At 68.9% G+C, this 24995-nt stretch carries 25 protein-coding genes; 6 read left to right on the top strand and 19 right to left on the bottom strand.

Features of this window, described 5'->3' with window-relative positions; all coding sequences use genetic code 11:
- Positions 1-109: 109 nt before the first annotated feature.
- Complete coding sequence (locus OP04_RS11405) at positions 110-1996, bottom strand: hypothetical protein (protein WP_157239651.1); 1887 nt, start codon at positions 1994-1996, stop codon at positions 110-112.
- 52 nt (positions 1997-2048) lie between these two features.
- Positions 2049-2588, bottom strand: a complete 540-nt coding sequence (locus OP04_RS11400) for a hypothetical protein (RefSeq protein WP_033339547.1) — start codon at positions 2586-2588, stop codon at positions 2049-2051.
- Positions 2589-3152: 564 nt separating this feature from the next.
- Between OP04_RS11400 and OP04_RS11395 the strand changes: the two genes are divergently transcribed.
- Positions 3153-3359, top strand: a complete 207-nt coding sequence (locus OP04_RS11395; RefSeq protein WP_157239649.1) for a hypothetical protein — start codon at positions 3153-3155, stop codon at positions 3357-3359.
- Here the strand turns inward: OP04_RS11395 and OP04_RS11390 are convergent.
- The 15 genes from OP04_RS11390 to OP04_RS11325 all read right to left on the bottom strand — a co-directional run bounded on the left by OP04_RS11390 (position 3356) and on the right by OP04_RS11325 (position 18187).
- A complete protein-coding gene (locus OP04_RS11390; RefSeq protein ID WP_033339545.1) occupies positions 3356-4003 on the bottom strand; it encodes a hypothetical protein in 648 nt (215 codons plus the stop codon). The two genes, OP04_RS11395 and OP04_RS11390, sit on opposite strands and share 4 nt — an antisense overlap.
- A gap of 62 nt (positions 4004-4065) precedes the next feature.
- Positions 4066-5205, bottom strand: a complete 1140-nt coding sequence (locus OP04_RS49510; protein WP_051797567.1) for a CPBP family intramembrane glutamic endopeptidase — start codon at positions 5203-5205, stop codon at positions 4066-4068.
- 167 nt (positions 5206-5372) lie between these two features.
- Positions 5373-5780: a hypothetical protein gene (locus OP04_RS53200; RefSeq protein ID WP_157239647.1), complete on the bottom strand. Its 408-nt coding sequence runs from the start codon at positions 5778-5780 to the stop codon at positions 5373-5375.
- A gap of 60 nt (positions 5781-5840) precedes the next feature.
- The gene (locus tag OP04_RS49505; protein ID WP_051797565.1) at positions 5841-7169 is read right to left on the bottom strand and encodes a hypothetical protein; all 1329 of its coding nucleotides are present in this window, start codon (positions 7167-7169) and stop codon (positions 5841-5843) included.
- Entirely contained in the window at positions 7166-7789 is a 624-nt protein-coding gene (locus OP04_RS49500; RefSeq protein WP_051797563.1) for a GNAT family N-acetyltransferase, read from the bottom strand. Before OP04_RS49500 ends, OP04_RS49505 begins: the two co-directional genes overlap by 4 nt.
- A gap of 29 nt (positions 7790-7818) precedes the next feature.
- Positions 7819-8838 carry a LysR family transcriptional regulator gene (locus OP04_RS11370; RefSeq protein ID WP_063746586.1) on the bottom strand — a complete coding sequence of 340 codons (1020 nt, stop codon included), beginning with the start codon at positions 8836-8838 and terminating at the stop codon, positions 7819-7821.
- The gene (locus OP04_RS49495; RefSeq protein WP_051797559.1) at positions 8835-9800 is read right to left on the bottom strand and encodes a CPBP family intramembrane glutamic endopeptidase; all 966 of its coding nucleotides are present in this window, start codon (positions 9798-9800) and stop codon (positions 8835-8837) included. Before OP04_RS49495 ends, OP04_RS11370 begins: the two co-directional genes overlap by 4 nt.
- An 87-nt stretch (positions 9801-9887) precedes the next feature.
- Complete coding sequence (locus OP04_RS11360; protein WP_157239645.1) at positions 9888-11198, bottom strand: hypothetical protein; 1311 nt, start codon at positions 11196-11198, stop codon at positions 9888-9890.
- A gap of 115 nt (positions 11199-11313) precedes the next feature.
- Positions 11314-12315, bottom strand: a complete 1002-nt coding sequence (locus OP04_RS49490; RefSeq protein WP_051797557.1) for an HAD family hydrolase — start codon at positions 12313-12315, stop codon at positions 11314-11316.
- 38 nt (positions 12316-12353) lie between these two features.
- Positions 12354-13097 (bottom strand): SAM-dependent methyltransferase, encoded by a 744-nt coding sequence (locus OP04_RS11350; protein ID WP_051797554.1) that lies wholly within the window; start codon positions 13095-13097, stop codon positions 12354-12356.
- Entirely contained in the window at positions 13090-13749 is a 660-nt protein-coding gene (locus OP04_RS49485; protein WP_051797553.1) for a hypothetical protein, read from the bottom strand. Before OP04_RS49485 ends, OP04_RS11350 begins: the two co-directional genes overlap by 8 nt.
- A 559-nt stretch (positions 13750-14308) precedes the next feature.
- Positions 14309-15091: an NADAR family protein gene (locus OP04_RS49480; protein WP_051797551.1), complete on the bottom strand. Its 783-nt coding sequence runs from the start codon at positions 15089-15091 to the stop codon at positions 14309-14311.
- Positions 15092-15214: 123 nt separating this feature from the next.
- Positions 15215-15754 carry a GNAT family N-acetyltransferase gene (locus OP04_RS11335; protein WP_157239641.1) on the bottom strand — a complete coding sequence of 180 codons (540 nt, stop codon included), beginning with the start codon at positions 15752-15754 and terminating at the stop codon, positions 15215-15217.
- A gap of 62 nt (positions 15755-15816) precedes the next feature.
- Positions 15817-17328: an APC family permease gene (locus OP04_RS11330; protein ID WP_033339541.1), complete on the bottom strand. Its 1512-nt coding sequence runs from the start codon at positions 17326-17328 to the stop codon at positions 15817-15819.
- A gap of 46 nt (positions 17329-17374) precedes the next feature.
- Positions 17375-18187, bottom strand: coding sequence for a GOLPH3/VPS74 family protein (locus OP04_RS11325; RefSeq protein ID WP_085066377.1), 813 nt, complete (start codon positions 18185-18187; stop codon positions 17375-17377).
- Positions 18188-18841: 654 nt separating this feature from the next.
- On the opposite strand from OP04_RS11325, the gene OP04_RS11320 reads away from it, so the two are divergent.
- From OP04_RS11320 to OP04_RS51590, 4 genes are all read left to right on the top strand, one after another.
- A complete protein-coding gene (locus tag OP04_RS11320; protein WP_033339539.1) occupies positions 18842-19723 on the top strand; it encodes a helix-turn-helix domain-containing protein in 882 nt (293 codons plus the stop codon).
- Positions 19720-19965, top strand: coding sequence for a DUF397 domain-containing protein (locus OP04_RS11315; RefSeq protein WP_332309668.1), 246 nt, complete (start codon positions 19720-19722; stop codon positions 19963-19965). Before OP04_RS11320 ends, OP04_RS11315 begins: the two co-directional genes overlap by 4 nt.
- Before the next feature lie 211 nt (positions 19966-20176).
- On the top strand, positions 20177-21538 hold the full coding sequence (locus OP04_RS11310) for a hypothetical protein (RefSeq protein ID WP_232323553.1): 1362 nt from the start codon (positions 20177-20179) through the stop codon (positions 21536-21538).
- Positions 21535-22416, top strand: a complete 882-nt coding sequence (locus tag OP04_RS51590; protein ID WP_085066376.1) for a phosphotransferase family protein — start codon at positions 21535-21537, stop codon at positions 22414-22416. Before OP04_RS11310 ends, OP04_RS51590 begins: the two co-directional genes overlap by 4 nt.
- A 127-nt stretch (positions 22417-22543) precedes the next feature.
- Here OP04_RS51590 and OP04_RS11305 read toward each other — a convergent pair whose 3' ends face one another.
- The gene (locus tag OP04_RS11305) at positions 22544-23071 is read right to left on the bottom strand and encodes an NUDIX hydrolase (RefSeq protein ID WP_033339538.1); all 528 of its coding nucleotides are present in this window, start codon (positions 23069-23071) and stop codon (positions 22544-22546) included.
- Positions 23071-24456 (bottom strand): hypothetical protein, encoded by a 1386-nt coding sequence (locus OP04_RS11300; RefSeq protein ID WP_051797549.1) that lies wholly within the window; start codon positions 24454-24456, stop codon positions 23071-23073. The genes OP04_RS11305 and OP04_RS11300 overlap by 1 nt, the downstream gene beginning before the upstream one ends.
- Positions 24457-24777: 321 nt before the next feature.
- Between OP04_RS11300 and OP04_RS51585 the strand changes: the two genes are divergently transcribed.
- Entirely contained in the window at positions 24778-24939 is a 162-nt protein-coding gene (locus OP04_RS51585; protein ID WP_085066375.1) for an FxLD family lanthipeptide, read from the top strand.
- Positions 24940-24995 lie beyond the last annotated feature (56 nt).

The raw sequence follows: 24995 nt of genomic DNA, 5'->3' as shown, positions 1-24995 counted from the left end.
ACACCGGCCGGCAGTCCTCCTTGCCGCGTGCACCGAGAACCCCCGGCACGATTTCTGAAGCGTGCTCGGCCCCGCCCGTGTAGCTCAGCGGCGCTACCCGCAACTCCTGCTACAGGATCTGCACAAGCGAAGACGCCGTCTGTGTCTGCGTGCGCCACGCGTCGGCCTCGTCCAACAGCACCTTCTGCGCCTCGTCGAGCGGTTTGGCGGTCATGACCGCGTCGAGGGTGTCCATGACGACCCAGACCGACAGCTGGCGGCTGAAGTGCAGGACTCGCGAGACCGCGTCTGGGCTAACGGGGCCACCGTGAGCGACTGAATTGCGGACGCGCTCGAGACGGTGCAGGGATAGCTCCCAGCGCTCGCCCAGACTCTTAATCCACTTGGCGATGCTGGCCGGGCTGGCCGTTCGACGGACGAGTGTTCTTAGGTGCCGGTGCAACGTCGTGCGCGGGTGCAGGAAGCCCGCGATCTCCTGGAGATGTTGAGCCGCAACCGTGGTGTTCCAGGTCGTCTGGCCGAGGTCGCTTCCGCGGGCCATGCCTCTGACCTCGCGTTGCCGCTCCTCGGCTTCCGCAGTGGCGTAGCCGGGGGACAGCGCCTCCAGGAGGATGTCGGCGGCCTCGGAGCCGATCTCTTCGCGAATCCACGCGGTCCTCCAGTACTTCTCCAGGTACCGGTCCCAGTCCTTGTCGGAGGTCAGAGCGGCGAGGACCTCGATGACGCGCACGTTTAGGAAGACCGCCTGTGCGCCGGGCTGACCCTCGGCGATGTGCCACCAGTGCAGGGCATCGATCAACTCCGGATGAGTCGCGAGCGTGCCCTGCAAGCCAGAGGACATAACGCCAGCATGGCGGGCGAAGCCGGCAGCGGTGGCACCCAGATCTGGGCGGAACGTCGTCTTGATGCGGTCCAGGCCAAACGTCACAGCTCGCACGACCCTGCCGTCTTGGACGTGGATGTGCCCGCTGAACTCCGTCCACAGACTGCCGCCGGCTCGTGCGGCAGCGTACGCGGCCATCGCGTAGACCAGATCGTGGGCGCGGCGGGCGGGGTCAGCGCCGCCGTCGGTTCCCAGATCGACGCGGGCCATGACGACGTGCGGCCCATTAGGAACCACGATCTGCACCGTCGTCGTCTGGAACTCAGCGGGTAGGTGGCTGCGGTCAGCGTCCTCATCCGCGAGAACCGGGCCGAGTGCATAGCCCTCGTAGAACGTCACTGGGCCGATGGACTGGACGGTGCTGGTCAGACCGGCATTGTCGTAGGCGAGCCAAATCACGTGATGCACCGTCCGAGGCGGGATCGTGAGCAGCTTCTTCGCGACCTCCAGCCGTTCCTTCGGGTCCGACAGCGCCCCTAGAGCACCAGGCGCAGGCGGCTTCGATGACTTAGGGCTGCTAGGGCTCTGCAAGGTCTCGCCCAGGACAACGCGCGCTTCATGCAGGGCCCAGGAGTCGCCGCTGAGTACGTCGGTCACCGCCCGCGAAAGTTCCTGAGGGACTCGTCCCGTTAGCTCAGTCAGGGCCCAGAAGGTGTCGTGCCGTACACACACCGACTCGATCGGCGGGGCGTCTTTGTTGCAACTGGTAAGCAGGTCTTGCCACCCGGCGAGTAGGGCATCGTCGGTGGCCAGCATGCTCAACGCGTCGCGGACCAGTGTCTTCAAGGTGGCGAGATCGGTGGCACTCGCCGCGATGTCGTCCCTGAGATGCGCGTCGATCGCCGACGTGGTGGATCCCATGAGGGCGCCCAGCGTCGTCCCAATGTTCTTCACACAATGGCGAAAGTCGGCAATAACAGAACCCCAGCTATTGCGGTGGAAACGCTCGTTATAGACCCGGGTGTCTGCGCACCAGGCCAGGATTTCGTTAAGGACGGCGACGATGTGCGGGACGTCCTCAGCCCAGATGTTGTGAGGCTCCGTAAGGCACTGCATCAGTTCTCGGAATCGGTCATCGCCCTGATACCAAGACACATCCATACCCTTAGACATCTCACCATTTTAGGCCCGAAACTGTGCGCCTAGTGAGCTGACGGCGGCAGATTCAGACGGTCGCAGCAATTGATCTTGGCAAGTCGGTGGGACAGGACTCCCGCAGTGCGTAAAAAGTTGACTTGAAGAGATATCCCGCGGGCTGGCCGAGGCTGGAATACCGGAAGATCGCTGCGGGAGGAAGTGCATCGGCGAGGAAGCCCTCGCCGATGTCGATGGTGGCCTCCGCGACGTTGCCGAGGTGGTGCAGGGTGAGGCCGGCCAGCGCCGCCCAGGCCAAGGCCAGGGCCAGGGCTCGGGTGATGGGGTGGGTCGGTAGCCCGTACTGGATCACCACGGCCAGTGCGCCGGTCAGCGTCGCTACCGCGAACGTGCCGAGGACGACCGCTTTATGTTCCGGCCGTGCGCTCTGCGCCCGTACCGCGGTCAGCCTCGGTGCGAGCCATGCCAGCTGGCGCAGCACCGCAGGATCGGGCTCTGCAGGGGTATCCACATGCCGGGAGTCAATCTGTTTGTGGGATAACCGGCGCGCGGCCACTTGGGCGATAGCCGCCGTGGCCACCGCGACCGTGGTGGCGGCCAGCAGCCACATCGGGACCATCAGACGGCGGTGACCCGCGTGCGGCGGCTGCTGCGGCGACGGGGCAAGCTATTCCTCCTGCGGATCGAGGTGGGTGCGCCGCCGCGCATGGTCTGCAGCACGGCGGCGCGATGGTGGCTGGTGATCACGTGCTCAGGCGTTGCCGGGGAGGTCTTCGAGCGCGAACAGCACGCCGACTTGGGCGTGGTCGCACAGCCCGGCGTAGAGGTCGGCGGCGGTTTGGAAGTAGTAGCACCTGGCCTGGGTCGCCGCACACCGCCGCGAGTTCGCCGAGGTAGTGCAGGGCGAGCGCGCGGCCGCGCGGCCGGTCGAGCCGTGTCATATGCTCCAGCGCGGTAGCGACTACGGTCCGGGCCGCCTCGTGAGCGCCGAGCTCGGTCAGGGCGCGCCCGCTTCCAGGCTCATTCGGGCGGCGCTGTAGGGGTCCGTGTTGCCGGGGCGGCGCAGCATGTCGCTGGCGACGGTGAGGGCCTCCAGTGCATCGGCCGGCCGTTGGGCGTTGATGAGCGTGGTGGCGGTGTTCAGTGCGGACAGGCCCTCGCTGCGGTGGTCGCCGTGCGCCGCGTAGACGCCCTGCTGGGCGTGAAGCAGAGCCAGCGCGTGTGGAAAGAGTTTCCTTCGGTTGCTTCGATGGTGGTCAGGCCCTCGGTGGCGGACGCGGAAGCGAGTGCGCGGGTGCGCTCGTCGGTGATGTCTGTCGTGGCGGTGATCGCCGAGGTGAACGCGTCGGTGGCGTCGGGATGGTTGCCGATGTCGTACTAGGCCCAGTCGGCCCGGCGCCAGGCGTGGCTGATTCTCGCCGGGTCGCCGGCCTTCTCGGCGCAGTCCAGGGCCATGACGCTGGCCTCGAGCCGGTCGTCGGTGAAGCCGTGCACCTCGAACAGCACCCGCATCGCGTCCAGCAGCGACCACACCATGTGCGGGTCGTCGTCCTTGCGGGCGCGCGCGAGCGCGAGCAGGTTCGCCCGTTCGGCGTGCAGCCAGGTCAGCGCGTCCGCTGCGGTGGCGAGACCGGCCGCGCACCGGTCGGGACAGGCGGCGGGCACCGGATCTGGTGTGCGGAACGGTGCCACGACCGTGCTAGCAGCGAGGGTGCGGGCGAGGTACCAGTCACTCAGGCGCGCGGTCAGCAGCCGCTCCCGCGGTGGATCGGCGTGGATGTCGACGGTGGCGTGACGCAGGGCCTGGCTGCGCATCCGGAACCGGCCGCCGCCGGGCTCCGGCTGCACCAGTCCGGCGTCGATGAGCTGGCCGATGTACCGGCCGGTGCTGCTCTCGTCTGTGGCGAGGACGGCGGCGAGCACCGGCAGTCCCGGTTCCAGGCCAGGATGGACGGCGAAGGCGTGGCAGCAGTCCCTGACCGGGGCGGGCAGGTCGTGGTAGCGGTCGCGCAGGGAGTCGATCATGTCTGTCGTTTCTGCTGAGGGAAGAGGCACCGAGCGGATGGGGTGGGGTGGTGTCGGCAGAGTCAGATGGCGGGCTGGTGCACAAAGCTGGCCGGCTCCTGGGGAACGGGTGCCGCGTCAGCGTTGGTCTCACCTGTCGTGATGGCGAACCCGGGTGGCGCCCACGTGGGCGGGCCGCTGTGATCGCGCCACTGGTGGAGAGCCTTGGTCAAGATCACCACGACCCCGACGTAGAAGGCGGTGGATGTGATCCAGGCGGCGGTCCCGATCCAGCCCACTGCGTCGGCCGCTGACTGTGAGGGGTCCAGCGGCGTCAGGCCACTGATGAGGATTTGCAGGGTGAACAGGGTGCCGTTGTGCACGACGTGTTTGGCGATGCCGGCCTCAAGACCCCCGGTGTGGACGGTGAGCCAGCCGATTATGAGCCCGTAGACGAGCAGGCCGACGCTGCCCGGACCCGGTCCGGTGCCGTGCAACGCAGTCCAGATCACCGCTTGGACGATGATCCCCGGCCACGGGGAGGCGAACCGGATCGCCTGCAGCAGCCAGCCCCGGGTCAGATACTCCTCCGCCGCGGACTGAAAAACGCCCAGGACCAGGATGATCAGGCCACCGGCTAGCACGTACTCCCACGGCTCCTGGCGGGCCGGCAGCGCGGCATCGGCAGCGGCGGGCATCTCGGGTGAGAAGACCAGCACCAGCACGAACAGCTCGACGAAGAGCACGACCTGCGAGGCGAGCGCGGCGGCCAGGCACAGGCCGAGCCACGGCCATCTCAATCGGCCAGCGACCGAGGAGACGTTCCCCGGCCGGCGCCGCTCGATGAACCGCGCGGCGAGCAGAACGGCGGGAATGAACATGGCGATCTTGAACAGGCTGACCGCCATCGCCGTCCCGCCGCCCAGGATCGGGAGCTGCCGGTCAGGCAGCGCACGGACGAGCAGGTTGAGCAGCAGCGGCACGGCGAAGTAGGCACCGGCGACGATGGCGGCGGTCGCGGCGATCGTGCGCCACCATCGCATCGGGAAGCTGATCCGGTGATAGGGCACCGGCGACGGCCCGGGAAAGTGCCGCAGTGGGCTGGCGGGCGCGTGCAGGTGTGGGCGTAACCGCTGCATCTCCAGCCGGATCGCAGCGCGCCGTGCCGGGGCGGCGGGTGGTGGTGCCGCGTCGACCTCGTTGTCGATCATGATGAGAGGCATCTCCTGGAGAACAACCCCGGTTTCCGGGGTACGGGCGGATGGTCGAGCGCGCGTTTCTGAGTCCGTGCTGCGAGGTGGTGCGGGTGCCCAGCGGGCAGAGCGGGCCGTCGCGGAGCGAGATTCCGAATGCGGTGGTGCGATGGCGGCCTTGACGGGTCGCCCTCGTCTCACCGTCGCGGCGGGCGCAGCCCGGCGGTCGGTGGGAGCAGGCAGGACAGCACGAGCGGGCTGGACGCGGCATCGGCTGCCACCGCGACCGGGGTGACGGCAGCGACCCGCAGAATGGAGGTCAGGGGGTGCGCGGACAACGCTGCGGCGATCAGGTTCCTGCGCTGGGCCGTCATACTCTGCTGCACCGCGGTCGCGGGCAGGCACGGCGCTCGCGCAGGCAGTCGGCCGGCTGCTGGTGTTTCCCGGCGGACGGCCGCGGCCGGGACGCGCACGGTGGCGAGCATCGCGGTCTGTGTGCCTGCCCGGTCGGGGGCGGGGTCCGGTGTGGCCGGGATCGGGGTACCAACCGTGGCCAGTGCCGTGATCAGCAGGCACGCGGTGCTTGCGGGTGGAGGGAAACCCATCAGGGGGAGATGTCCAATCACATGACCGTGGGGGCGACCGGGGCGGCGGCGGGTCCCGGGTCAGTCGGCGGCGTGGTCGAGCGCGGCGAGCGCTGCGTGGGCGGCGTGTTCCTCGTGGTTGCCGAGGTCGGTGTAGAGCGGCGCGGCGGCCTCCAGACGGATCCGTGCGCGGAGTAGGTCTCCGCGGGCGCGGGCGAGGTCGGCTAGGTAGTGCTGGGCCAGCGTGGGGTCGCGGGACCGTCCGAGGTCGTTCATCTCCTGCGATGCCGCCTCCAGTGCGGTGCGTGCGGCGTCGTGGCGACCGAGCCGGGCCAGCGCGCGTGCGCATTCCAGGCTGATCCGGGCGGCGTTGTACGGGTCGGTGCCGCCGGTGCGGGAGTAGAGGGTGCACGCGTCGTGGAGCACGGGCAGTGCCTGCGCGGGCTGGTCGGCGTTGGTGAGCGCGACCGCGTGGCGCAGCGCGGACAGCCCTTCCCGACGGTCGTCGCCCCGTGTGAGATGCAGCCCGCGCTGGGCGGCGAGGAGTTCGAGCGCGTGGACGTGGTCCCCTTGGGCCTGCGCGACCGCTGCGAGGCCCTCTTGCGCGGTGGCGGTAGCGACCACCTGGGTGTTCTCGTCGTCGATGCCGGCTGCGGCGGTGACGGCGTTACCGAACGCGTCGGCGGCGCCGTCGAGGTTGCCGATGCCGTACCAGCTCCAGGCCAGGCGCCGCCAGGCGTGCGCGATCCAGGTCGGGTTCTTGGTCCGCTGCGCGCAGTCCAGGGCGAGCGCGTCGGTGTGCGCGCGGTCGTCGTGCCGGCGACGGAACATGAACAGCGCCCACATCGAGTCGATGAGCAGCCACACCAGGTGCGGATCAGCCGCGGCCCAGGCATCCGCCAGCGCGAGAAGGTTCTCCCGCTCGGCCTCCAGCCACGCCAGTGCTCGCCCCTGGTCCGGGAACCGCACCTCGTGCTCGGCCGAGAGGTGGACGAACACCGCCGGGTACTGCTCCCGGAACGGTGCCGCGGCCGCGTCGGCGGCCCGGGTTCCGGCGAGGTACCACTCGCTGATCCGGGCGATCAGCCGGTGCGCGTCGGGGGCGGTGCCGGCCTGGACGCGAGCGTGCTGGTGGACCTGGTCGGTCATCCGGTACCGGCCGGCCGGCGCCTCCGCGACCAGGCGCGCCTGGATCAGGCACTTCACATGCCGTTCCGCGATCAACAGGGAGGTGTCGAGGGCGGCGGCGATGGTTTTCAGGCTGGCGTCCGGGCCGGGGTGCAGACCGAGGGCGTGGTAGCAGGTACGGGCGGCGGGATAGAGGCCGGCGTAGCTGGCATCGAACGCGTCCATGCGCATGTCTTCCTGGTCGGCGAGCACATCGGTGTGCCCGCGGGGGACGGCGATCATCGGCTGCTCTCCACGCGTGCGGTCGTGGATGTTGTTGTCGGCAAGGGCGGGCGTGCCATCGGCTGTAGCACCGGCCCGGGACCCGGTAGCTGGACCGGCGCGCCGGTGGCCGTGTACCCGGCCCGCTGGTAGAAGCGCGTGCTGTCGGGTGGTGCCTCCAGGTAGGCGGTGCGGGTCCGCCGGTCCAGACGCGCGTGATGGTGAGCCAGGAGGCTGCTGCCGATTCCGCGGCCGCGCCGACTGACCGAGACCGCGATCAGCGCCAGGTAGTCATGGCCGGGCGGGCGCCGGGCGGCGAGGATGTCATGCAGCAGCGGCAGCCGCTCCAGCGCGCGCGAGCCCCAGATCCGCCCAAACCGGTCCATCTGCTCCGGCGGCAGCGGCTGCGCCGAGGGCGTCCAGACCGCGACGGTGTGATCACCGACCACGTCGACCTCGCCGCGGCCCAGCGCGTACTCGACGATCGGTCCCAGGTAGAAGGTGGCAAGTGTGTCGCGCACGCCGGTGGCGCTCATCGCCCACTCCGCGATCGGACTGGCACCGTAGGTCAGGGCCAGCAGGCCGGTGGTCCAACCGATGTCCGTCTCGCCCGCGGGCTGTAGCGTCTGTCTGCGCAGCATGACGTCCTTGACATCTGATCGGGTAGTGATCATCGGCCGTGTGCCGGCCGGGGGTTGCTGGCCGCGGCCAGCGGCGCATCGGTGGCGGCCAGGACGGTCGCGATGTCGTGGGCCGCCTTCACAGCAGGGGTGGTGGTGTCCGGACGCCAGACCAGGGCCGTTTCTGCGGGCGGCGCATCGATCACCTCGCGCATGACGACCCGGGGACGCACGACGCTGCTCCGTAATCCTGCGGGCAGGATCGCGATTCCCCGCCCGGCGGCGACGGCGTCGACCGTCGAGGGGATGTCCCGGACGACGGGTCCGTAGGCGACCGGTGTGCCGTCCGGTCGCGGGTCAGCTGCCCACCACGCGCGCCACGGCTCTGGCAATCCGGCGGGCGGGTCGAGCACCGCGTACGGCGCGAGGTCGGCCAAGGTGACCGGTGTGCCGACCCGTGCCAGAGCGTCGTCCGCCCGGAGGCATACTGCCCGGGGGCCGGTGTGCAGGTGCACTGCGTCGAGGCTTTCGGCCGGGACCGGCAGGTGGAGCAGCGCCACATCGACCTCGCCGGTGGCAAGGCTCTGGAACTGCCTGCCGAACGGCACCTGGCGTACCCGCACCTCGATCGGAGGGTGCACGGCGCGCAGATGGCGCAGGAACGCTGCGACGACCGGCTGCTCCCACGCGGTGTCCGCTACGCCCACGGTGAGGCTGATGCGGGACGAGCACGTGGCGGCGGCGTCCATAAGACGTTCCAGGGCGATGACGGTTTCGGCGACCGACGGAAGCAGCGTGTAGCCGTCCTCCGTGAGATCCACGGCCTGGCTGGTGCGTGCGAACATCCGGACGCCGAGCGTCTCCTCCAGCTGGTTGATCTGCATGCTGACCGCCGACTGGCTCAGGCCCAGCGATCGGGCGGCCTGGCCGAAATGCAGAGACTCCGCCACCGCGATCAGTAGTCGCAGCTGGTGAAAGGTCGGCACACGGCGCTTGCTCGGGCCTGCCATGACGTCTCCGAATCGTGGTGTTGGTGCTGGTGGAACCACTTGTGGGATGTCGTCGGTCATCGGGCGGACCGGCCGGGATGCGGTGTGGTGCTGGCCGGCTGCGGCTCGGCCGGGGTGGTGGCCGGCAGGCTCCGGCTGGCGGCGCGGGCGGCGATCCAGCTCAGATAGAGCGCGCCGGCGATGAGCGCGGCGGCGGGAAGTCTCCAGCTGGGTGCGCTGCCGGCGGATGCGCTTCCGGCGAGCGCTTGCGGGCCGCCCATCTTCAGCGCGAGGAAGCAGACGATCGTGTTCCCGGCGGCGTGGTAGGCGATAGCAGCCTCGAGACCGCCCGTCCTTACCGTAATCCAGCCGAGCATCAGCCCCCAGACCATCAGATCGGTGCTGCCAGGCCAGGTCAGAGGGCCGCTGATGCCGTGCAGAAGGGTCCAGCCCACCGCCTGCGCGACGATAGCCAGCCACATCGACCGGCCCACCCGCACGGCCTGGAGCGCGACGCCGCGCGACACGTACTCCTCCGAGGCGCACTGCATCACGATCAACGGCAGGAGCAGGACCGCAACGGCCGCCGCCGTCCGCGGCGACGGGGCCATCCACGGGGATACGAACGTCGCCGCAAGAGATCCGGGACCGTAGAAGACGGCCAGGTACACCAGCTGGCAGAGCCCTGCTGGCAGCAGGCACCCCGCGAGCCAGCGGTACCGCAGGTGCCCGGCGACGGAGCTGAGCGTGCCGGCGGGCCGGCCCTCGATCACCCGGATCAGGGCCAGCACGATCGGCACGCACAGCCCAGCCGCGGCCAGGTCGACGGCGAAGCTGGTGGCAGATCCCAGCACGGGTAGGTGCAGACCGTCCGCCAGCGGCGGAAGGTGCCACTTCACCACCCGGGTCACCACGAACACCGCGAGGACCGCGAGAACGGTGCGCTGCCACGAGACCTGCGCGCCGAGACCGTGGAACGCGGTCCCCGGCGCCGGCCTGATCGCAGTCGGCCAGCCGCGGCGTGGGCTCGCGGCTGAGGCCACCGAGCGGCTCGCGCGTGGTGCCGGACGCGGTGCGGCTTCACCTGCCGCGGACGGTCGTGGAGTATCGGTTCGTCGTGCCCACATGGGCTATGCAGATCCTCTCGTTGCAGGGCCGGAGCCAGAATCCGGATGACGGGCCGCGATGAGTCGCGCGACGACCGCGGCCTGGTAGTCGTTGCCGCATGCGGTGAACAGGCGCACGGCGGAGTGAAGCCGGGTCTGCGCCAGGGCGGTGTCGCCGCAGGCGAGGGCGAGCTCGCCCAGGTGGTGCATGGCGTGGGCCTGCCCGGCGAGCGCGTGGAGGGTCGTCATCGTGATCAGCGCGCCGACCAGTAGCTCACGTGCGGTCTCGTGCTCGCCGCGCGCGATGAGGGTCCGGCCGCGCGCGATGTCCACCATGGCCTGGGTGTACGGGTCGGGAGCGGCGTCCGGGGCGTGGAGCAGCGTCTCGGCGTCGGCGAGCACGGCGATGGCCTGGTCGATTTCGCCGCGCGCGTGGTGAACGGCCGCGATGTGCAGGTCGGTGACCGCGGCCCGGCGCAGATCGCCAAGGTGCATAAACGCGGCGCGTTGGGGCGTGAGCAGGTAGTACGCCTCGTCGTGTGCGCCCATGCTGCTCGCGGCTATCGCCATCGCCTCGGTGGCGGCGGCGATGCCCCACATGTCGTGGCTGCGGGTGGCGGCGTCGCGGCTGGCGCGCAGCAGCGCGAGCGCCTGTGCCGGTTCGCCGTGCTCGTGAAGGGCTTCGCCGTAGCGCAGCAGTGCCTGCGCGGTCCGCCTCGGGTCGGCGAGCTGTTCCGCGCAGTCCAGCGCGTTCTGCTCCAGCCGCCGCCGCAGCACGGGCGTCCCGCGCAGCAAGTACAGCGGCGACAGGGCGTCGGCGATCTGCCAGGCCAGCAGCGGCTGCTGGTCGGCGAGGTCGGTGACGACGGCGGCGAGGCTGTCCTTTTCAGCCTCCAGCCATTCCAGGGCCGCGTCGTAGCTCGGCAGCCGGACGACGTCGGCGGGCAGGCCGGTGATCTGGATCCGGTCGCGGCGCCGCCACGGGGTGAGGACCTCATCGGCGGTATGGGCGCCGGCGAGGTACCACTGCGCGAGCCGCGCCCGGAGCTCGTCACAGTCTGGCGCCGTGTCGGCGATCGCGCACGCCTGCTCACCGATCTCGGCGGGCACGCGGTAGCGGGAAGGCATGCCGTCCCTGGCCGGGGCAGCGGCGGCCAGGTCCGCCGCCACGAGCTGCGCGCATCGCCGGGCGGCGGCGCCCGGGGTGCAGCCCACGATCGCGGCGGCGGCGTCCACGGACAGATCCGGGCCGGGGTGCAGGACCAGCAGCCGGAAGCACCGCGCCGCCTCCCGGTCCAGCCCCTCGTACGCGGCCAGCGCGAGATCCGCCATCACCGGCGCCACCTACCGCACCCGGCCGGCCGTGTTTTCGGCCTCCGGGATCGCGGACGCCGGGCCCGCATCTCGTCCGGCGGTCGGTACCCGAGGCGGGCGGCGTGCAGCAGCCGGGTCATCGCGTCGTGCCTCGTTCACCGGGCACGAGCGACACCGCCGGGCGCGGGCAGCGGCAGTAGTCCAGCGCCAGGTCCAGCGTCGAGGTGTGCACGACCTCGCCTGCGCTGGCTCGGTCGGGGCAGGGCGTGGCAGTGCACAGGTGCACCGCCGGCCAGCCGCCGTGTGCCGCGAGCCCGAGGTCGTGGACCGCGCTGTCGCCCACGACCATGCACACCCGCCGCTGCGCGGCGTCGAGTGCCGCGGCCAGTGCTGCCGCGAACACTGGATCTGATTTGGGTGCGCCGACCACCTCGGAAACGAAGATGGCGTCGAAGTATCCGCGCAGCCCCGCGGCGTCGATCTTGCGGTATTGGTGCGTGGCCAGGCCGTTGGTCGCCAGCCACATCACGTGACCGGCCTCGCGCAGGGCGCCAAGGAACTCCCGTACGCCAGGAAGTGGCCGCAGCAGCCCGGCGCGGATCCGCCGGAAGCTTGCTGCCGCTTCCGGCGCGAGGCGCGCATCGGCGCGCAACGCGGTCAGCGCCACCGACCAGACCCGCTCGTCGTGCCCGCTCAGGGACGCCGCGACCGGCTCCGGCAGGCCAGCCTCGGCCGGCAGCCACAGTGCTTCCCACGAGCTGACGTAGGTCAGCGCCCCGGTGCGGCGGTGCGGATGTGCGCTCCACACCTGCTGAGCGTGCTCCAGCACGATGCTGGTCGACATCGCATCGGCGGGCAGGCCGAGCCCGGCGAGGGTGAGGCTTACGGCCAGCCGGGCGGCGGGCACGTCGTGGACGAGCGTGTCGTCGAGGTCGACGACCACCACCTGACCACCACCGGTCCGCACGCCGGCCTGCTGGGCAGCGCGTAGCAGCGCCAGGTATTCGCGGCGGACCGTGGCGGCCGGGCCGACCCGGCGAGAGACCGCCGGCGGCAGCACCGTCTCGACCGCGAGCCACCACCACATCGACATCCGCGCACGCGTCTGCTGCCAGCGCAGGATCACGTCGGCCGTCACCGGCCTCCCGCAGTGGTGACGGCGGATTCGGGGGCGGTTCATGGCCGACGTCCGAGAGCGGCCCAGGCCAGCGGCGTCTGCGTGGCGCTGTGGGTGCTCGTCCAGCGCCGGACGGGCAGCACACCGGGTGGAAGCAGATCGAGGCCGTCGAACAGCCGCTCGACCTGCGCGTAGGAATACCAGTGTGGCGACGCCCCCGCGGCCTCCCGCGCGTGCCGCTCGGCACGGGGCATCGCATCGGCGGTCGCGGCCGCCAGCGCCAGCAGTGACCCGGCCGGTAGCCCGGCGACCAGCTGCCGCGCCGCCTCATATCCTTGCGGGCCGCGCTGCCCGGTGCGCGGGGGGACGATCACCGCGATCGGCTGACGGGGGTCGAGGACGGCGCGGACATCGTCGAGCGCACTCGAGCCCGCTGTGGTCAGGTCGGCGTGCAGGAACCGCACCCGGCAGGAGCCGCCGGCGGGAAGCTGCGCGACGCCGTCGGCGGCGACGCGAGGATCGTGGTCGGTGTAGACGACCTGCGGGTCGCGCACGACGACGTCGGCGAGGTCGTGCACGGCGGGCGCGGCCAGCCGGCCCGCGTCGACGTGGAGGAACTGCCGGATCTGCAGACCGCGGCCGGCCAGGAGCACGGCGCACTCGATCCACCCGTCGATCGCGGCCGAAAGCGTCCCGCCGCCGTCGAACCGGCGCGTATCCCGGTGTGTGCCGGGAGCGGCGGGCGCCGCCATGGTCGGTGCGTCGGCCGCGGGCACGGTGTCGTAGAGCATCCGGTCACGCACCCGGCTCGTGGCCGGCTCGATCGCGGCGGCCCGGCACGCGGCGCAGCGCCCACGCTGGCGGGCATGCGGCGCCGACCTCATCGGCGGGGCTCAGCAGACGCGGTTCCTGCCAGCCCTGCGCCAGGAGCATGTTGCGTCCGGCCGCGCGGTGCACGACCGCGTAGGCGGCCAGGTCGGCGGCGTCGAGCCGGTCGTGGTGCGCGCCCAGCAGCCGCGGCACTACCCCTGCCCGGCCGGCGAGCGTGGGGGCGAGCACCAGGTGCAGCAGGTCGTGGTGCCGGCCGACGGGATGTTCGACGTCGAGCAGCAGCCCGAGCCCGGCCGCACGGGCCAGCGCGGGTGTGATCCCGTCGGCCGGGCGGAGCATGGCGGGGGTTGTGGCCGCTGCCTCGGTGTGGTCGGCCCACACGGCGACGCCGTCCACCCGGCCGGGGCCGAGGGAGGCGATGTCGATCGTGCCTCGGGAGCGCGCTTCGGTGATCGTTTGCCGGGCGGCGGCCGTGGCGGCGTCGGCGAGCTGCTGGGCGCTGGCGTCGGGGTACAGCCATGCCAGGACGGGGTCGCCGCGCAGGGTCGCCGACAGCAGCGTGACGATGGCGGGTTCGTCGGCGGCGATGCTCGCACGGATCGGGACGGTGCCGGGGTCGGGCATGGCGGGCTCCCTCGGTGGATGGCCCCGGTCGGGGCGATCGGACGGCGAGGGGTGAGATCGACGCAGGGCGCAGGGTGGGTGGCTGGCACGGCGAGCGTGGGGGTGGTCGCTCGTCGTGGCGGGGACGGGCGCCGGAACACGCGTCGCGGTGCCGGCCGTGCCGCGATCGCGGGCGTTGGCGAGGCGGGTGCGCGGCACGGCGATGTCCTCCTTGAGTCTGTGGTTGTGCACGTGAGGCGGGGTGGGGCAGAGGGGGTGCGGCGGCTGGTCCGCGTCGGCTCTGCCCCGGGGGCGGCGAGCCGGTGTCCCGGTAATCGGCTCGCCAAGCGGTCTGCCCGTCGTCACCGGTGCGGACGGCGCCAGGCGGGCGGTCGCAGCCAGCGCCGTGATCCGGCCAGGGCAGGCGGAGGTCGGCGCACGGGACTTTCCTATCGACGTGCAACGGGCAGGGGCGGGGTGGTGCGCCCGCCGTCTGGGGGCGTGGCGGGGCGCACCACCCCTGTGGGACCGCCTCGCCGAAATGATCGGGGGCCGGCGGGCAGCCCGGCACCGGTGCCGGTCAGCGCCCGTCCGGGGCGACGGGGGTGATGTCCGGCCAGTGCACGTAGGTGACCTCGGCCGTCGGCACGAGCGTGGCCAGGTGGGTACTGCTGGCCGGTGCCGGCTGGCCGGGGTGGTGCAGCAGGACCGCGGCGCCAGGGACTCGCCAGCGGGTGAGGTCCGGCGGGTGGTGAATGGCCGGCAGCGTGGTCTCGGCTATGCGGCGCAGCAGTTTGAACGCGGTGCTGGCCGGCATGGTGACGCTGCAGGTGCGCATCGCGACCACGAGGTCGGTGCCGAACAGCACCCACCGCCAGTCGCTTATCACACCTGGGATTAGCGTCTGCGCGTGTGCGATGGCCGGGTCTGCGGGTTTGCCGAGTTCGTCGCGCACTTCTTCGAGCGCCTGCCCGACTTCGTTACCGTCGGTGATGGCATCGGTGACGAGCAGGGGGCGCCGGCCAGTGGCGCGCAGCGTCGCGGCGAGCCCGGGATGCTGGATCATCCTGGCCCGATGCACCCGGCGGATTACGTCGCGGCCGGTCTGCGGCCAGTCAGGGCGCACCGTCGATGGCCGAGCGAGTTTCCTCGCCTCACGCGGATTGGGAGCCATCCGGATCCGTGCGGCGAGCGCGGGATCGGTGACCTTCGCGGCCGTGATGGCGTGTGCCGCGGTGAGGTAGTCCTCGCCGGCGAACACGACCGGGCGCCGGGCGCCGGAGGTGAAGATCCCGTACGGGCCGTAGATGCGGCGGATCTCCAGCGGCTCGTCCGGGCCGCGTTGTACGTCGGTGGATGGCACGGCGGTCCTCGTCTTCGTGTCGGGCGGGCGGTGTGCCGAAAGGCTCGCGGGGGATGCGCCGGCACACCGCCCGGCTATTGGCGCTGGCCAGACGGTTATCTGACCAGCGAAATTGGGGGTGTCTTACGTGCGCGGATCCCGCCACATCGGGTACAGGAACGGTCCGCCGAGCCCGACTGGGAACGGATCGCCGTAGTCCTCGAAGCCGTGTCGTAGATACAGCTGCCGGTTCCGCGAGCCAGTCGCTTCGAGATAGGCCGGGAGTCCGATCGCGTCGAGGTGCTCGTGCGCGTGATCCAGCAATGCCGAGCCGAGCCCTTGCCCCTGCGCGGACGGTCTGACGGCAAGAAAAGTAAGGTAGACGTGTGGACGCATGGTCGGGTGGTTACGGATGATCGCCGAGTCGAGGTCTGCGAACCGCTGAACCTGCGGACCACACATCTCCCGCAACCGCGCCTCGTAGTCACGTGGCTCCGGCGGCAGCAATCCGTCGACCCGGATCCAAAGGGCGACCGCATCGTTGCCGATCATGGTCGCGGAACCGTGCTCCAGCAGCGGTTCGGCGAGCATCCCGAGGTAGGCGGGGTAGATCGCGGCCCGGCGGACGCTGTCCGCCGCCAGCCACGGCGCCAGGTCGCCGTCCAGCAGCGCGTCGACCAGCACAGCGGTCACCGGCCGGAGTTCGGCGGCACCGATACTGCGGATCGTCGGCGGGGCGCTGGCGCTCATCGCGCGCTCCCGACCGCCAGGCCGACGGGCTGGGCGAGAGGGGAGTCGATGCGGATGCCGCGGCCGATCCGGTAGTACACCTCGGGTCGCGCCCGGCGCAGCACCGTCGCCCACACCACACCGAGTACGGCCGCGCTCAGGAACGCGACCGGCGCCGCCCAGGTGAGTGGGTCTCCTGGTTCGAGGCCGAGCATGATGTGGATGTTGAGGACGGTCTGCACGAGGATCCAGGTCAGCGGGACCAGCGCGACCAGCGGTGCGATGACGCCGCGCAGGAGGCTGGCTTCTTGGCCGCTGCGGCGGCGGATCCAGGTGTAGGCGGGGATCGCCGCGGACGTGAGCGTCATCAGGATGAGCACGCCGAGCCCGCCGATGCACGTGCCCCAGAAGAACAGGTAGAGCTCGGGATCCCAGCTCATCGCCGCATACAGCATGACGACGCTGAACCCGATCGCGGACTGCAGCCACGAGCCGGCCATCGGGGCACCGGTGCGGGCGCTGATCCGGCCGAGCCAGCTGGGTAGCACGCCTTCACGGCCGAGGGAGTAGTGGTAGCGGGCCGCGGTGTTGTGGAAGGCGAGGTAGCCGGCCAGCAGCGACGTCACGAACAGGATGTGCCCGAGGATGTTGATGAAGGCCGGGATGTACGGGCCGGCAAGGACGAAGGTGAGTTCGGTGCCGTGCTCGGTGGCCAGTGCGACGATGTTGTCCGGGCCCGCGGCCACCGACATCGCCCACGACGCGAACGCGTACAGGCCGCCGATCAGCGCCAGGGACAGGAACGTGGCTTGCCGGACGGTGCGTTCCGGGCGCTTGGCCTCCTCGGCGTAGACCACCGTCTGCTCGAACCCGACGAACCCGGTGACGCCGATGACCATCAGCACCGCGCCGCTGCCGGTGAACAATGACCAGGGATTCAGTGCGTCGAACGTCAGCACCCCACCCGCCGGATGCGCGACGTGGACCGCGGCCAGACCCGCTGCGACGAGAATTTCCCCGCCGAGCAGGAACAGTAGGAAACGGCCGTTCAGGTCGATTCTTAACACGCCGAACAGCGTCACCAGCGCCCAGAAGCCCAGCGCGCAGATCCACCACGGCACAGACACGTCGAACTGGTCGGCCAGCCAGGACGAGGTGATCGCGCCGGCACCGCCGAGCATGCCGACCGCCATGGCGTTGTAGGCCAGCACCGCGATGAAGGAACCACCGACGCCGAGGTGTCTGCCGAGACCGTGGGTGATGTAGGCGTAGAAGGCGCCCGCGTTGGTGATGTGGCTGCTCATGTCGACCAGGCCTACCGCGAACACGGTCAGGATCGCTGCGACCGCCAGGTATGCGATCGGGATGCCGAGCTGGCCGGTGACCGCCCACTGCAACGTGGCTCCGGCGGCGATGACCGTCATCGGCGCGGCGGCCGAGGTCACCATGACGACCAGGTCGGTTATCCCGAGCCGGGCACCGGCAAGCGTGTCCGCCACGCTGACCGGCCTCTTGCTGTGCGTACGCATACGTGCGACTCCAGACATGAAGAAGTGCGAGGGGAGAGTGGTGCCGTCACCGACGGACCGTGACAGCCTTCGCGACCGCGGCCTCGGTGCACGCGTAAAGGGTTCGCAGGACCTGATCGCCGCGGCGTACCTCGCGGCGGGCTTGGGCGACGGCCTGCGCGTGATCGTCGTAGAACACGTACTCGTCCAGACCACAGGCGAGGACAAGCGCGACCAGGATCAGGTCGTCGTCCTCGAACTGCCCGTGGAGGCGAAAGCTGCTCATCAGTCGCCCGGCGGGCCACGCTGCCCTGGTCGGGTCCGCGCCCACATATGGGTACCGCTTGCGGGGCCAGCCGACCGCCTTGACCTGGCCAGCGTTAATCAGCCGTCGGGCGGTCTGGTCGTAGATGCCGTCAACGGCGATGACGTCGAGCCAGGTATCGGGCGGGTGCTCGGCACCTTCGGTGATAAGGCGGTTCAGGAGCCCTTGCTCCGTCGGCTCAGAGGACATGCGTTCGTCGAAAACGGTGATCCCGTTGACGTCGATGAGCAGTTGGTCGCGCATGTCCCACAGCAGCGCGGTCGCCAATCCGATCGAGGTGATGGACCGGCGGAGCACCGGCGCGCCGGTACCGTCCCGATGCGCAAGCCACCAAAAATCCACCAAAGCCGACTGATCCCGCGAGACCGGCTCGGCGACATCAGCGTGTTGTTGATCCGCCCCTCGCGTACCCGGCCCGAGGTGGGCCGGGCTGACTGTGGGGACCAAAACCGTCGGCTCATCGCCGAGGCCACGGGGCGCGCGGCCGACCCTACGAAGTTGATTGTCGTCGTGCTGCGGTGTTGGGTGGGCATGCCGCCCATACGGGTGCGTCATCTCGCTGTCTCCGCCGTCGGCTGCTTAGGCAGCAGTTCGCGCTGCAGTTCCTATTTGCGCGGTATCCGCGCTTCGGACCGCCAGGTTTTCCGGCATGACTTCGTCGTGTGCGATCCCGCCACCAGGGAGGCGATAGACCACTCCTATCGAAAGAGCCGACGACCGCTCAACCTCTCCCGGCAGCCACTGGTAGTACGCCCACACCCACACCCATACAGCCTGGTCAGGAAGGTATGAGGCGGCTGCGGGCACAGCCCCTCGTCGCTGGTCAGGACCGGCGTCAGAAATCCGTTCGCTCTGCTTTCGAGATGTCGGGGTCCGAGTCACCACCCCGGACTCCCCGGCCGTGAGATTGACGAAATTGCTCATGTCGGCCTCCTCGATTCGAGCGCTTGGTGTCGTTCGGACGGCGGCATCATTCAGGTAGACGGCCGTTCCGCTCTCCACAACAACCGTGGTCGATCGAGAAGTCGCGCGGAAGCCTCCCGGCTGTGGATGGATGGGGATGCTCAGGGAGGGATGGATGGTGCCGGACGTCGCCGTCCCTCCTCCTCCAGCAGCGTTTCGCCTCGCACAGGCCCCGATGTACGCTCAGCCGGGCGGCGTCCACGGTTTTGCACTGTTCAGATGTGGGCGTCGTAATGGAGGTCCCGGGTGATCAGTCCCTACGTCCGTCAGCTCCGGCTGGCGGCCGAGCTGACCGCTCTCCGCAAGGAAAGCGGACTGTCATCGGACGCCCTGGCGAGGAAAGCCAAGCTCTCTCGTCCTGCGGTGTCGCGGCTGGAGAACGCGCGGATGCGCCCAGATCCCGATGACGTCATGAAGATCCTTGAAGCGCTCGACGTCACCGGCGACCGCTGGACTGCGCTGATGATCATCGCCCGGCAAGCAAGCGAGCACGGCTGGTGGGAGTCCAGCGCAAAGAAGATGGGAGAACGGCAAGCCCTGATCGCGAACCTGGAAGCGGGCGCTCAGACGATCCACGAGTACCACATGACGCTGCTTCCGGGGCTCCTGCAAACGAGCGACTACTCCCATGCGCGCGCGAACGTCGATCGAGCCGATTGGTCCACCAGCTTCGACCCGGAGCGTGCTGTCGATGCTCGCCTCGGCCGGCAACGCATGCTGCATCGGCCGGACGGTCCGCTATACGACGTCGTCATAGACGAGCTGGCAGTTCGGAGGCCGGCGACAGAGGACGGGATCCTCCGCGAGCAGCTCCTGCACATCGCAGAGCAAGCCGCCGCGGCAAACAAGATCACCGTTCGAGTCCTCCCCGTCGACGGCCGGGTCGCAGGCCACATGGTGCCGCGGTCAGGCTTCTCGATCTACACCTATCCCGACCCAGGCGATCCAGTCATCGTCGCCGTCGACACGGTGACCGACGATTTTGTGCTGACGGAACCACAAGCCGTGGCGCACTACGTCGACCTGTACGAACGGCTCCAGATCGCGGCGCTCTCTCCTGAGCTGACCGGGCAGCATCTCACCCGCACGGCTGAACAGATCCCTACCCTGACAGGAACAACAGCGTGACCGCACCCCACGACCCTGGGCACACCGTCGACATGCGGCCAACAGCGCTCGACTCGATGTTCCCTGACTGGAGAACCTCCAGCTACAGCAGCGGCGGCGGCAACTGCGTAAAGGTTGCCTTCGCACACGCCGTCGGCATCCGGGACTCCAAAGACCTTCAGCAGGCCACGTTGATCATCGATCGGGGCGGCTGGCGCGCCTTCATCGACCACACTAAGGGCGGAATGTTCAATCCCGCCTGACAGTCCTCACTCTCTGCCTTAACGCGGGGCTGGCCCACTGGGGCCAGCCCCGCACCCGTTCGGAGGGAGATCGCCGACTACCACAGCCCACCTCACGTGGTGGCTTGAAAGGGGAACTCCACAATGCCATGCTGTCACAGTCAGACATCCTGAACAGTTCACCATGCAGCACGGTTCGCGCGGTCGGCAAGCGATCACCTAGGAGCCCGCGGTGGATGACCACCTCTCGGAGACCGAGAAGAACAACGCCCTCCGCGAGGCGCGCGAACGCCGGCCGTCCCGCATCTCCCCCGGTCAGCCTCTGTCTCGCTCCGAACTGGCCGCCATGGTCACCGAACAACTCTTTCCGACCCGGGAGCAGCGGCGGAGAAGCCCTTTCAACGCCAACTACGTCGCGAAGCTCGAGGGCGGGCTGATCCACTGGCCCAAGCACGAGTACCGCGCCGCGCTCCGAGAGGTACTCGGCGCGGCAACCGACGACGAACTTGGCTTCTACGATGCACGCGCGCGGCACCCCACCACGGCTACCGTGCAGAGTGTGAATCGACGAACCGTTCTCAGCACCACGGCCGGGGCGATCGTCGGCGCCGGCATCGCCGGTGCCCCCACGCTGTCCCTGCTCGATAACACCAGCCCTGACTCGCTGCCGCGCCACATCGGACGGGAACATATCGACGAAGTTCTCAGGGCTGCCGTCGTCTTCAAGCACTGGGACAACACCCATGGCGGAGCGATAGCCCGAGAGATCGCCGACGACAAGCTACGACGGCTCGCGCCTTTGCTCTTACGGCCATGCCCGCCAGGCATACAGGCCGACCTGCACATCGCATTCGCCGAACTCGCCAGCGTCGTAGCATTCATGCTCTTCGACGCATACGAGCACGACGCGGCCCGCAAGAGATTCACCTTCGCCCTCGAACGCGCCGAAACCGGCAGAAACTGGCAGCAGAGGGCAATAGTGCTGGCCCGCATGGCCCGCCAGGAGATCTGGTGCGGCAACCCCGACGACGGCCTCACCTACGCCGAGATGGGGCTAGTCCGAGCAGAACGGCTGACCGCCACCGAACGCGCCATGCTTCACACCATCCGCGCTCGCGCCTTGGCCAAACTAGGTCCGAGCCGCGCACAGGACGCGCTGACTGCCGTCGGGACCGCCGACGACGCCTTCGCCCACTCCCGACGCACAGAAGACCCCACATGGATGCGCTTCTACGACAGCGCGCAGCATCATGGAGACACGGCGCACGCCCTCTTCGACATCGCGATGCGCTCCGACCTTGACACCGAGGCGTCTCAACGATTCAGCTACTCGGTTAAACACCACGCCCCGGAGTTCGCTCGATCCCGAACAATATCCCGCACCAAGCTCGCGTCGTTGACGATGGCCCAGGGCGACCCTGTTGAGGCCGCGCATATCGGCAACCTTGCCCTCGATGACGCTGGCGGCGTCCACTCACTCCGGGCCGCCGACGACCTCCGGGAACTGCATCGCTTCGCGGCGCTTCACACGGCTCTACCTGAGGTTCGGCAACTTCGTACGCGGATCCACGCCACCGTCGGGGCCGCAGCGTGAGTGATCCTCTACAAATTCTCACACGCGCCTGCAAGGAAGTTGGCATATCCGCGGACAATGCGGAACTCATCCGGGCCGGCGAAAACACACTCTACCGACTTGCAGGCGGCATAGTCGCACGCGTTTCTCGTCCGGGCCAAACCGACGTAGCACGCAAGGAGACACATGTATCCCGCTGGCTAAACCAGTCCGGAATACCTGCCGTGCAACTCTTTCAGAATATTCCGCAACCTATCAAAGTGAAGCAACAGGCCGTCACTTTCTGGCACGAATTACCGCCTCACCGCACCACGGACCTGGAACAGACAGCCGAGGTCCTGCGTCGCATACACGCCTTACAGCCACCGACTGATTTCATCCTTCCCGAGCTGACTCCCTTCGTTCGACTGGAGCAGCGCATCGCCGAGTCAACGGCATTCAATAGAGCGCAACAAAAATGGCTCCTTTCACATCTACACTCGCTCGCGGATCAGTACGAAAATCGACCCCGGGGGATGCTTCCCTCGCCAGTACACGGTGATGCCGGCGGCGGGAACATTGTTCTACCATGCGATCAGTCAACACCTGTCGTTCTCGACCTGGAGCGGTTCGCCTACGGCCCGCCGGAATGGGATCTAACCTCCATCGCCGTCAGCTGCTTCACATTCGGCACCGTCACCACAGACGAATGGAAGAGCTTCAGTAGCAGCTACGGCCGCGACGTCACCGAGTGGGAGGGATACCCCCTCCTCCGCGATACGCGCGAACTGCGAAAGGTTACTTTTGCCGCACAGATCGCATCCCAGCGGCAAGATCTGGTGAGCGAGGCGCATTACCGACTTGCCTGCATTCAAGGTGAAGTTGGACCGCGACCATGGCATTGGAAACCGGTCCCCTAGCGAATCGGTGCCGCGTAGCCGTGCACCCCCTGACAGCGCCAGCCACACCAAACGCACGTGTTCTATGAGCAGGAGGTTGGATGGTTGCGCGACAGGCAATAATAGTGCGACTCGGCATCACGGCTATTCAACTCCCCGCCTGCAGGTATAACAAGGCAACCAAAGTAGTACCGGCCACGATGTGCCGCTTCTCAATAAGCGACGAGATTTCCTCTACGGGAACCCACTCGACCTTGTCGCTTTCAAACGCATCTTTCGGCGGACCGATGTGAGTGGCCGAGTCGGCGCGAAAGATGTGATGTTCGGAGGTCATCAAACCTGGCGATGGTTGGGTGTAGATTAGCGGGCGGATCGGCCCCGTCGGTCGCCAGCCTGTCTCTTCCTCGGCTTCTCGGACAGCCGCGTCAGCTGGCTCCTCTCCCGGTTTGATACTGCCGTGGGGAATTTCCCAGCCGTAGGTGTCCGTGATGAAGCGATGCCGCCACATGAGTAGGACTCGATCCTTATCAACGATGACGATGCCAGCGCCAGGTGCGGCCGTGCGAATGACACGGTGGTCGAGATGACGCCCGTCAGGCAGTTCGACGTCCGCTGACGCGACGTGGACCCACTGGTCGCGGTAGAGGTCTCGCTCGCCGTGCACGGTCCAGCGCATTAGATTCCCTTCAGTTTCAGGTGCTCGTTGGCTCTTTCGAGGAATGCGGCGACGATCGGCTCTCCGGCATGCGGATGTAGGGCCTGGACCACTTGGTTGATCCTGTCGTGGATGCGGCCGGATTCCATGCCTTCGGCACGATCGAGCATTTGGTCGGCTAAGTGGACGGTCCGGTCGAGGTCACCACGGACAGCGAGGACAAGGGCGAGGCCAGCATAGCGATGCACTTGCCCTCGCAGGTGAGTTGAGGTGGCGGTGCGCACTGATTCCTCGGCATAGCCTTGTGCGGCCGAAAGGTCTCCGAGTCGGCGCAGAGCTTCGGCGACCTGAATTTCAACGAGGCCCGGTTGGATGTAGGACGTTTCGTCGCGACCGTGGTGTTCGCTGAGTTTCGCGGCCACGAGTTCGGATGTGTGCAGGTGAGGCCGGCATGCACGTGCGTCGCCCATGCGCGCGTACGCCTTGCCAGCGAGTGCATGCAGGTCGGTGGTGAGCGCGGGGCTGATGCCGTGACCTGTCGCGCGCAGCGCACTTTCTGCGTATTGCACGACCAGTCGTCGCTGGTCGAGGTAGAGCGCCTGGTTAGCGAGCAGCGCGACGATGTAGGCGCCGAACTGACGGTCGGCGGAGGCTTTCGCCAGGCGGAGCGCGGTGAAGAAGTAGCGCTGGGCCAGCGGCTGTTGGTCTGCGTCGTAGGCGCACACACCGGCGAAGGCTGCGAGTCCGCCGACCGCGCGGTACAGGTCGCGGCCGAGCTGGTTGTCGTAGGAGGCGCGGAGCAGTGGGGTGGCGTGCTCGGTCAGCAGGGTGGCGATGCGGGGCCGGACTGGGATGCCGCCGACTCGGCGGTACATCTGCTGGTAATGCGCTCGGGCGCGGCGCAGCATCGTCACGTCGGCAGGATCGACCCGGCGTTCACCCAAGCGGGCTATGTGTTCGTCGTCGGGTGGGTTCTCCCACTCCCAGATCGGAGCGACGGCCTTCGCGCCAGCGATGAGGGTGCTGGGGGTACGCCCGCGGGCGTCGCCTTGCCAGAGCGCTGCGGCGCGGTCGACTGCGCCTGTAAGGGGGAGGTGACGGTCGGCGGCCTCGCCGCGCATCATTCCGGCGTCCGATGGCGTGATCACCAGCCGAAGTCGTTCGCTGACGATGTCACAGATCATCTCGGGTACTGGATCACGGGGGATGGCATGGTCACGGATCCATCGGGCGACCGATGCGTGGTCGTAGCGCAGCCCGAGATGAGCTCCCCGGAGGTTCAGCTGCTTGGCGAGGCCGGCGTGCGACAGTCCGGCGCGGTTGAGCAGTGCCTCCAGCAATAGGTTCGGCTCTCCCACATCGGCAGCGTACGGGGCCACGCTGCCGAGGCGAAGTGTCGCCGCCATTTCACACCCCGTGTGAATAGCCCGCCACCGTCCACAGGCGTCACACCCTCCCCGGCCCCGTGAGGATGCGGGTTTCATTGAGTCATCCCAATGAAGTGCCGAGCGCGGCGAAGAGACGGTCAAGCTCGTCGCCGTATCGCAGGCAAGGCGCAAGCTGCAGCTCGTCAGCAGGGTGTCCGAAGGGTTGGGATCCCGCGGACGTCGAGCTTCACTACCTTGCCGGCTGGCCTCGGCCGATCGACCACAGTCCGGATCGCGTTCGCGACCGGGCATTCGTGAGCGTCTCGTTCTAAGACGCTCCCTTGCTGGAAGGGAATTCCGATGGATCTGTCCACGTCCTCCGTGGTCACCGCGGTGGTGTCCGGCGACACCGACGACGGTTTCGATCTCGACGTGCGCATCGTCGAGGGTGGGCCGGGCCGGCTGGCCCTGCTCGCGGACACCGACGACAACTGCGACACCCAGAAGCCCGGCGACTGCTGAAGCCTTTCTGCCTGTTCCCGGGCTCGACCGTCCGGGAACAGGCGCCATCCGCCGTT

This window comes from Catenuloplanes japonicus (genome assembly GCF_000717135.1).
Taxonomy (GTDB): domain Bacteria; phylum Actinomycetota; class Actinomycetes; order Mycobacteriales; family Micromonosporaceae; genus Catenuloplanes; species Catenuloplanes japonicus.
This window is presented reverse-complemented; position numbering and strand designations above follow the sequence as displayed.

Bases quoted from the DNA above. Each gene is read 5' to 3' on its own strand.
- OP04_RS49485 (WP_051797553.1), bottom strand. From the start codon at position 13,749: ATGCCCGACCCCGGCACCGTCCCGATCCGTGCGAGCATCGCCGCCGAC.
- OP04_RS11325 (WP_085066377.1), bottom strand. From the start codon at position 18,187: ATGACGCACCCGTATGGGCGGCATGCCCACCCAACACCGCAGCACGAC.
- OP04_RS53200 (WP_157239647.1), bottom strand. From the start codon at position 5,780: ATGGGTTTCCCTCCACCCGCAAGCACCGCGTGCCTGCTGATCACGGCA.
- OP04_RS51585 (WP_085066375.1), top strand. From the start codon at position 24,778: ATGGATCTGTCCACGTCCTCCGTGGTCACCGCGGTGGTGTCCGGCGAC.
- OP04_RS11300 (WP_051797549.1), bottom strand. From the start codon at position 24,456: ATGGCGGCGACACTTCGCCTCGGCAGCGTGGCCCCGTACGCTGCCGAT.
- OP04_RS49500 (WP_051797563.1), bottom strand. From the start codon at position 7,789: ATGCTGCGCAGACAGACGCTACAGCCCGCGGGCGAGACGGACATCGGT.
- OP04_RS11370 (WP_063746586.1), bottom strand. From the start codon at position 8,838: ATGACCGACGACATCCCACAAGTGGTTCCACCAGCACCAACACCACGA.
- OP04_RS49510 (WP_051797567.1), bottom strand. From the start codon at position 5,205: ATGCCTCTCATCATGATCGACAACGAGGTCGACGCGGCACCACCACCC.
- OP04_RS11330 (WP_033339541.1), bottom strand. From the start codon at position 17,328: ATGCGTACGCACAGCAAGAGGCCGGTCAGCGTGGCGGACACGCTTGCC.
- OP04_RS49505 (WP_051797565.1), bottom strand. From the start codon at position 7,169: ATGATCGCCGTCCCCCGCGGGCACACCGATGTGCTCGCCGACCAGGAA.
- OP04_RS11400 (WP_033339547.1), bottom strand. From the start codon at position 2,588: ATGTGGCTGCTGGCCGCCACCACGGTCGCGGTGGCCACGGCGGCTATC.
- OP04_RS11305 (WP_033339538.1), bottom strand. From the start codon at position 23,071: ATGCGCTGGACCGTGCACGGCGAGCGAGACCTCTACCGCGACCAGTGG.
- OP04_RS11405 (WP_157239651.1), bottom strand. From the start codon at position 1,996: ATGTCTAAGGGTATGGATGTGTCTTGGTATCAGGGCGATGACCGATTC.
- OP04_RS11390 (WP_033339545.1), bottom strand. From the start codon at position 4,003: ATGATCGACTCCCTGCGCGACCGCTACCACGACCTGCCCGCCCCGGTC.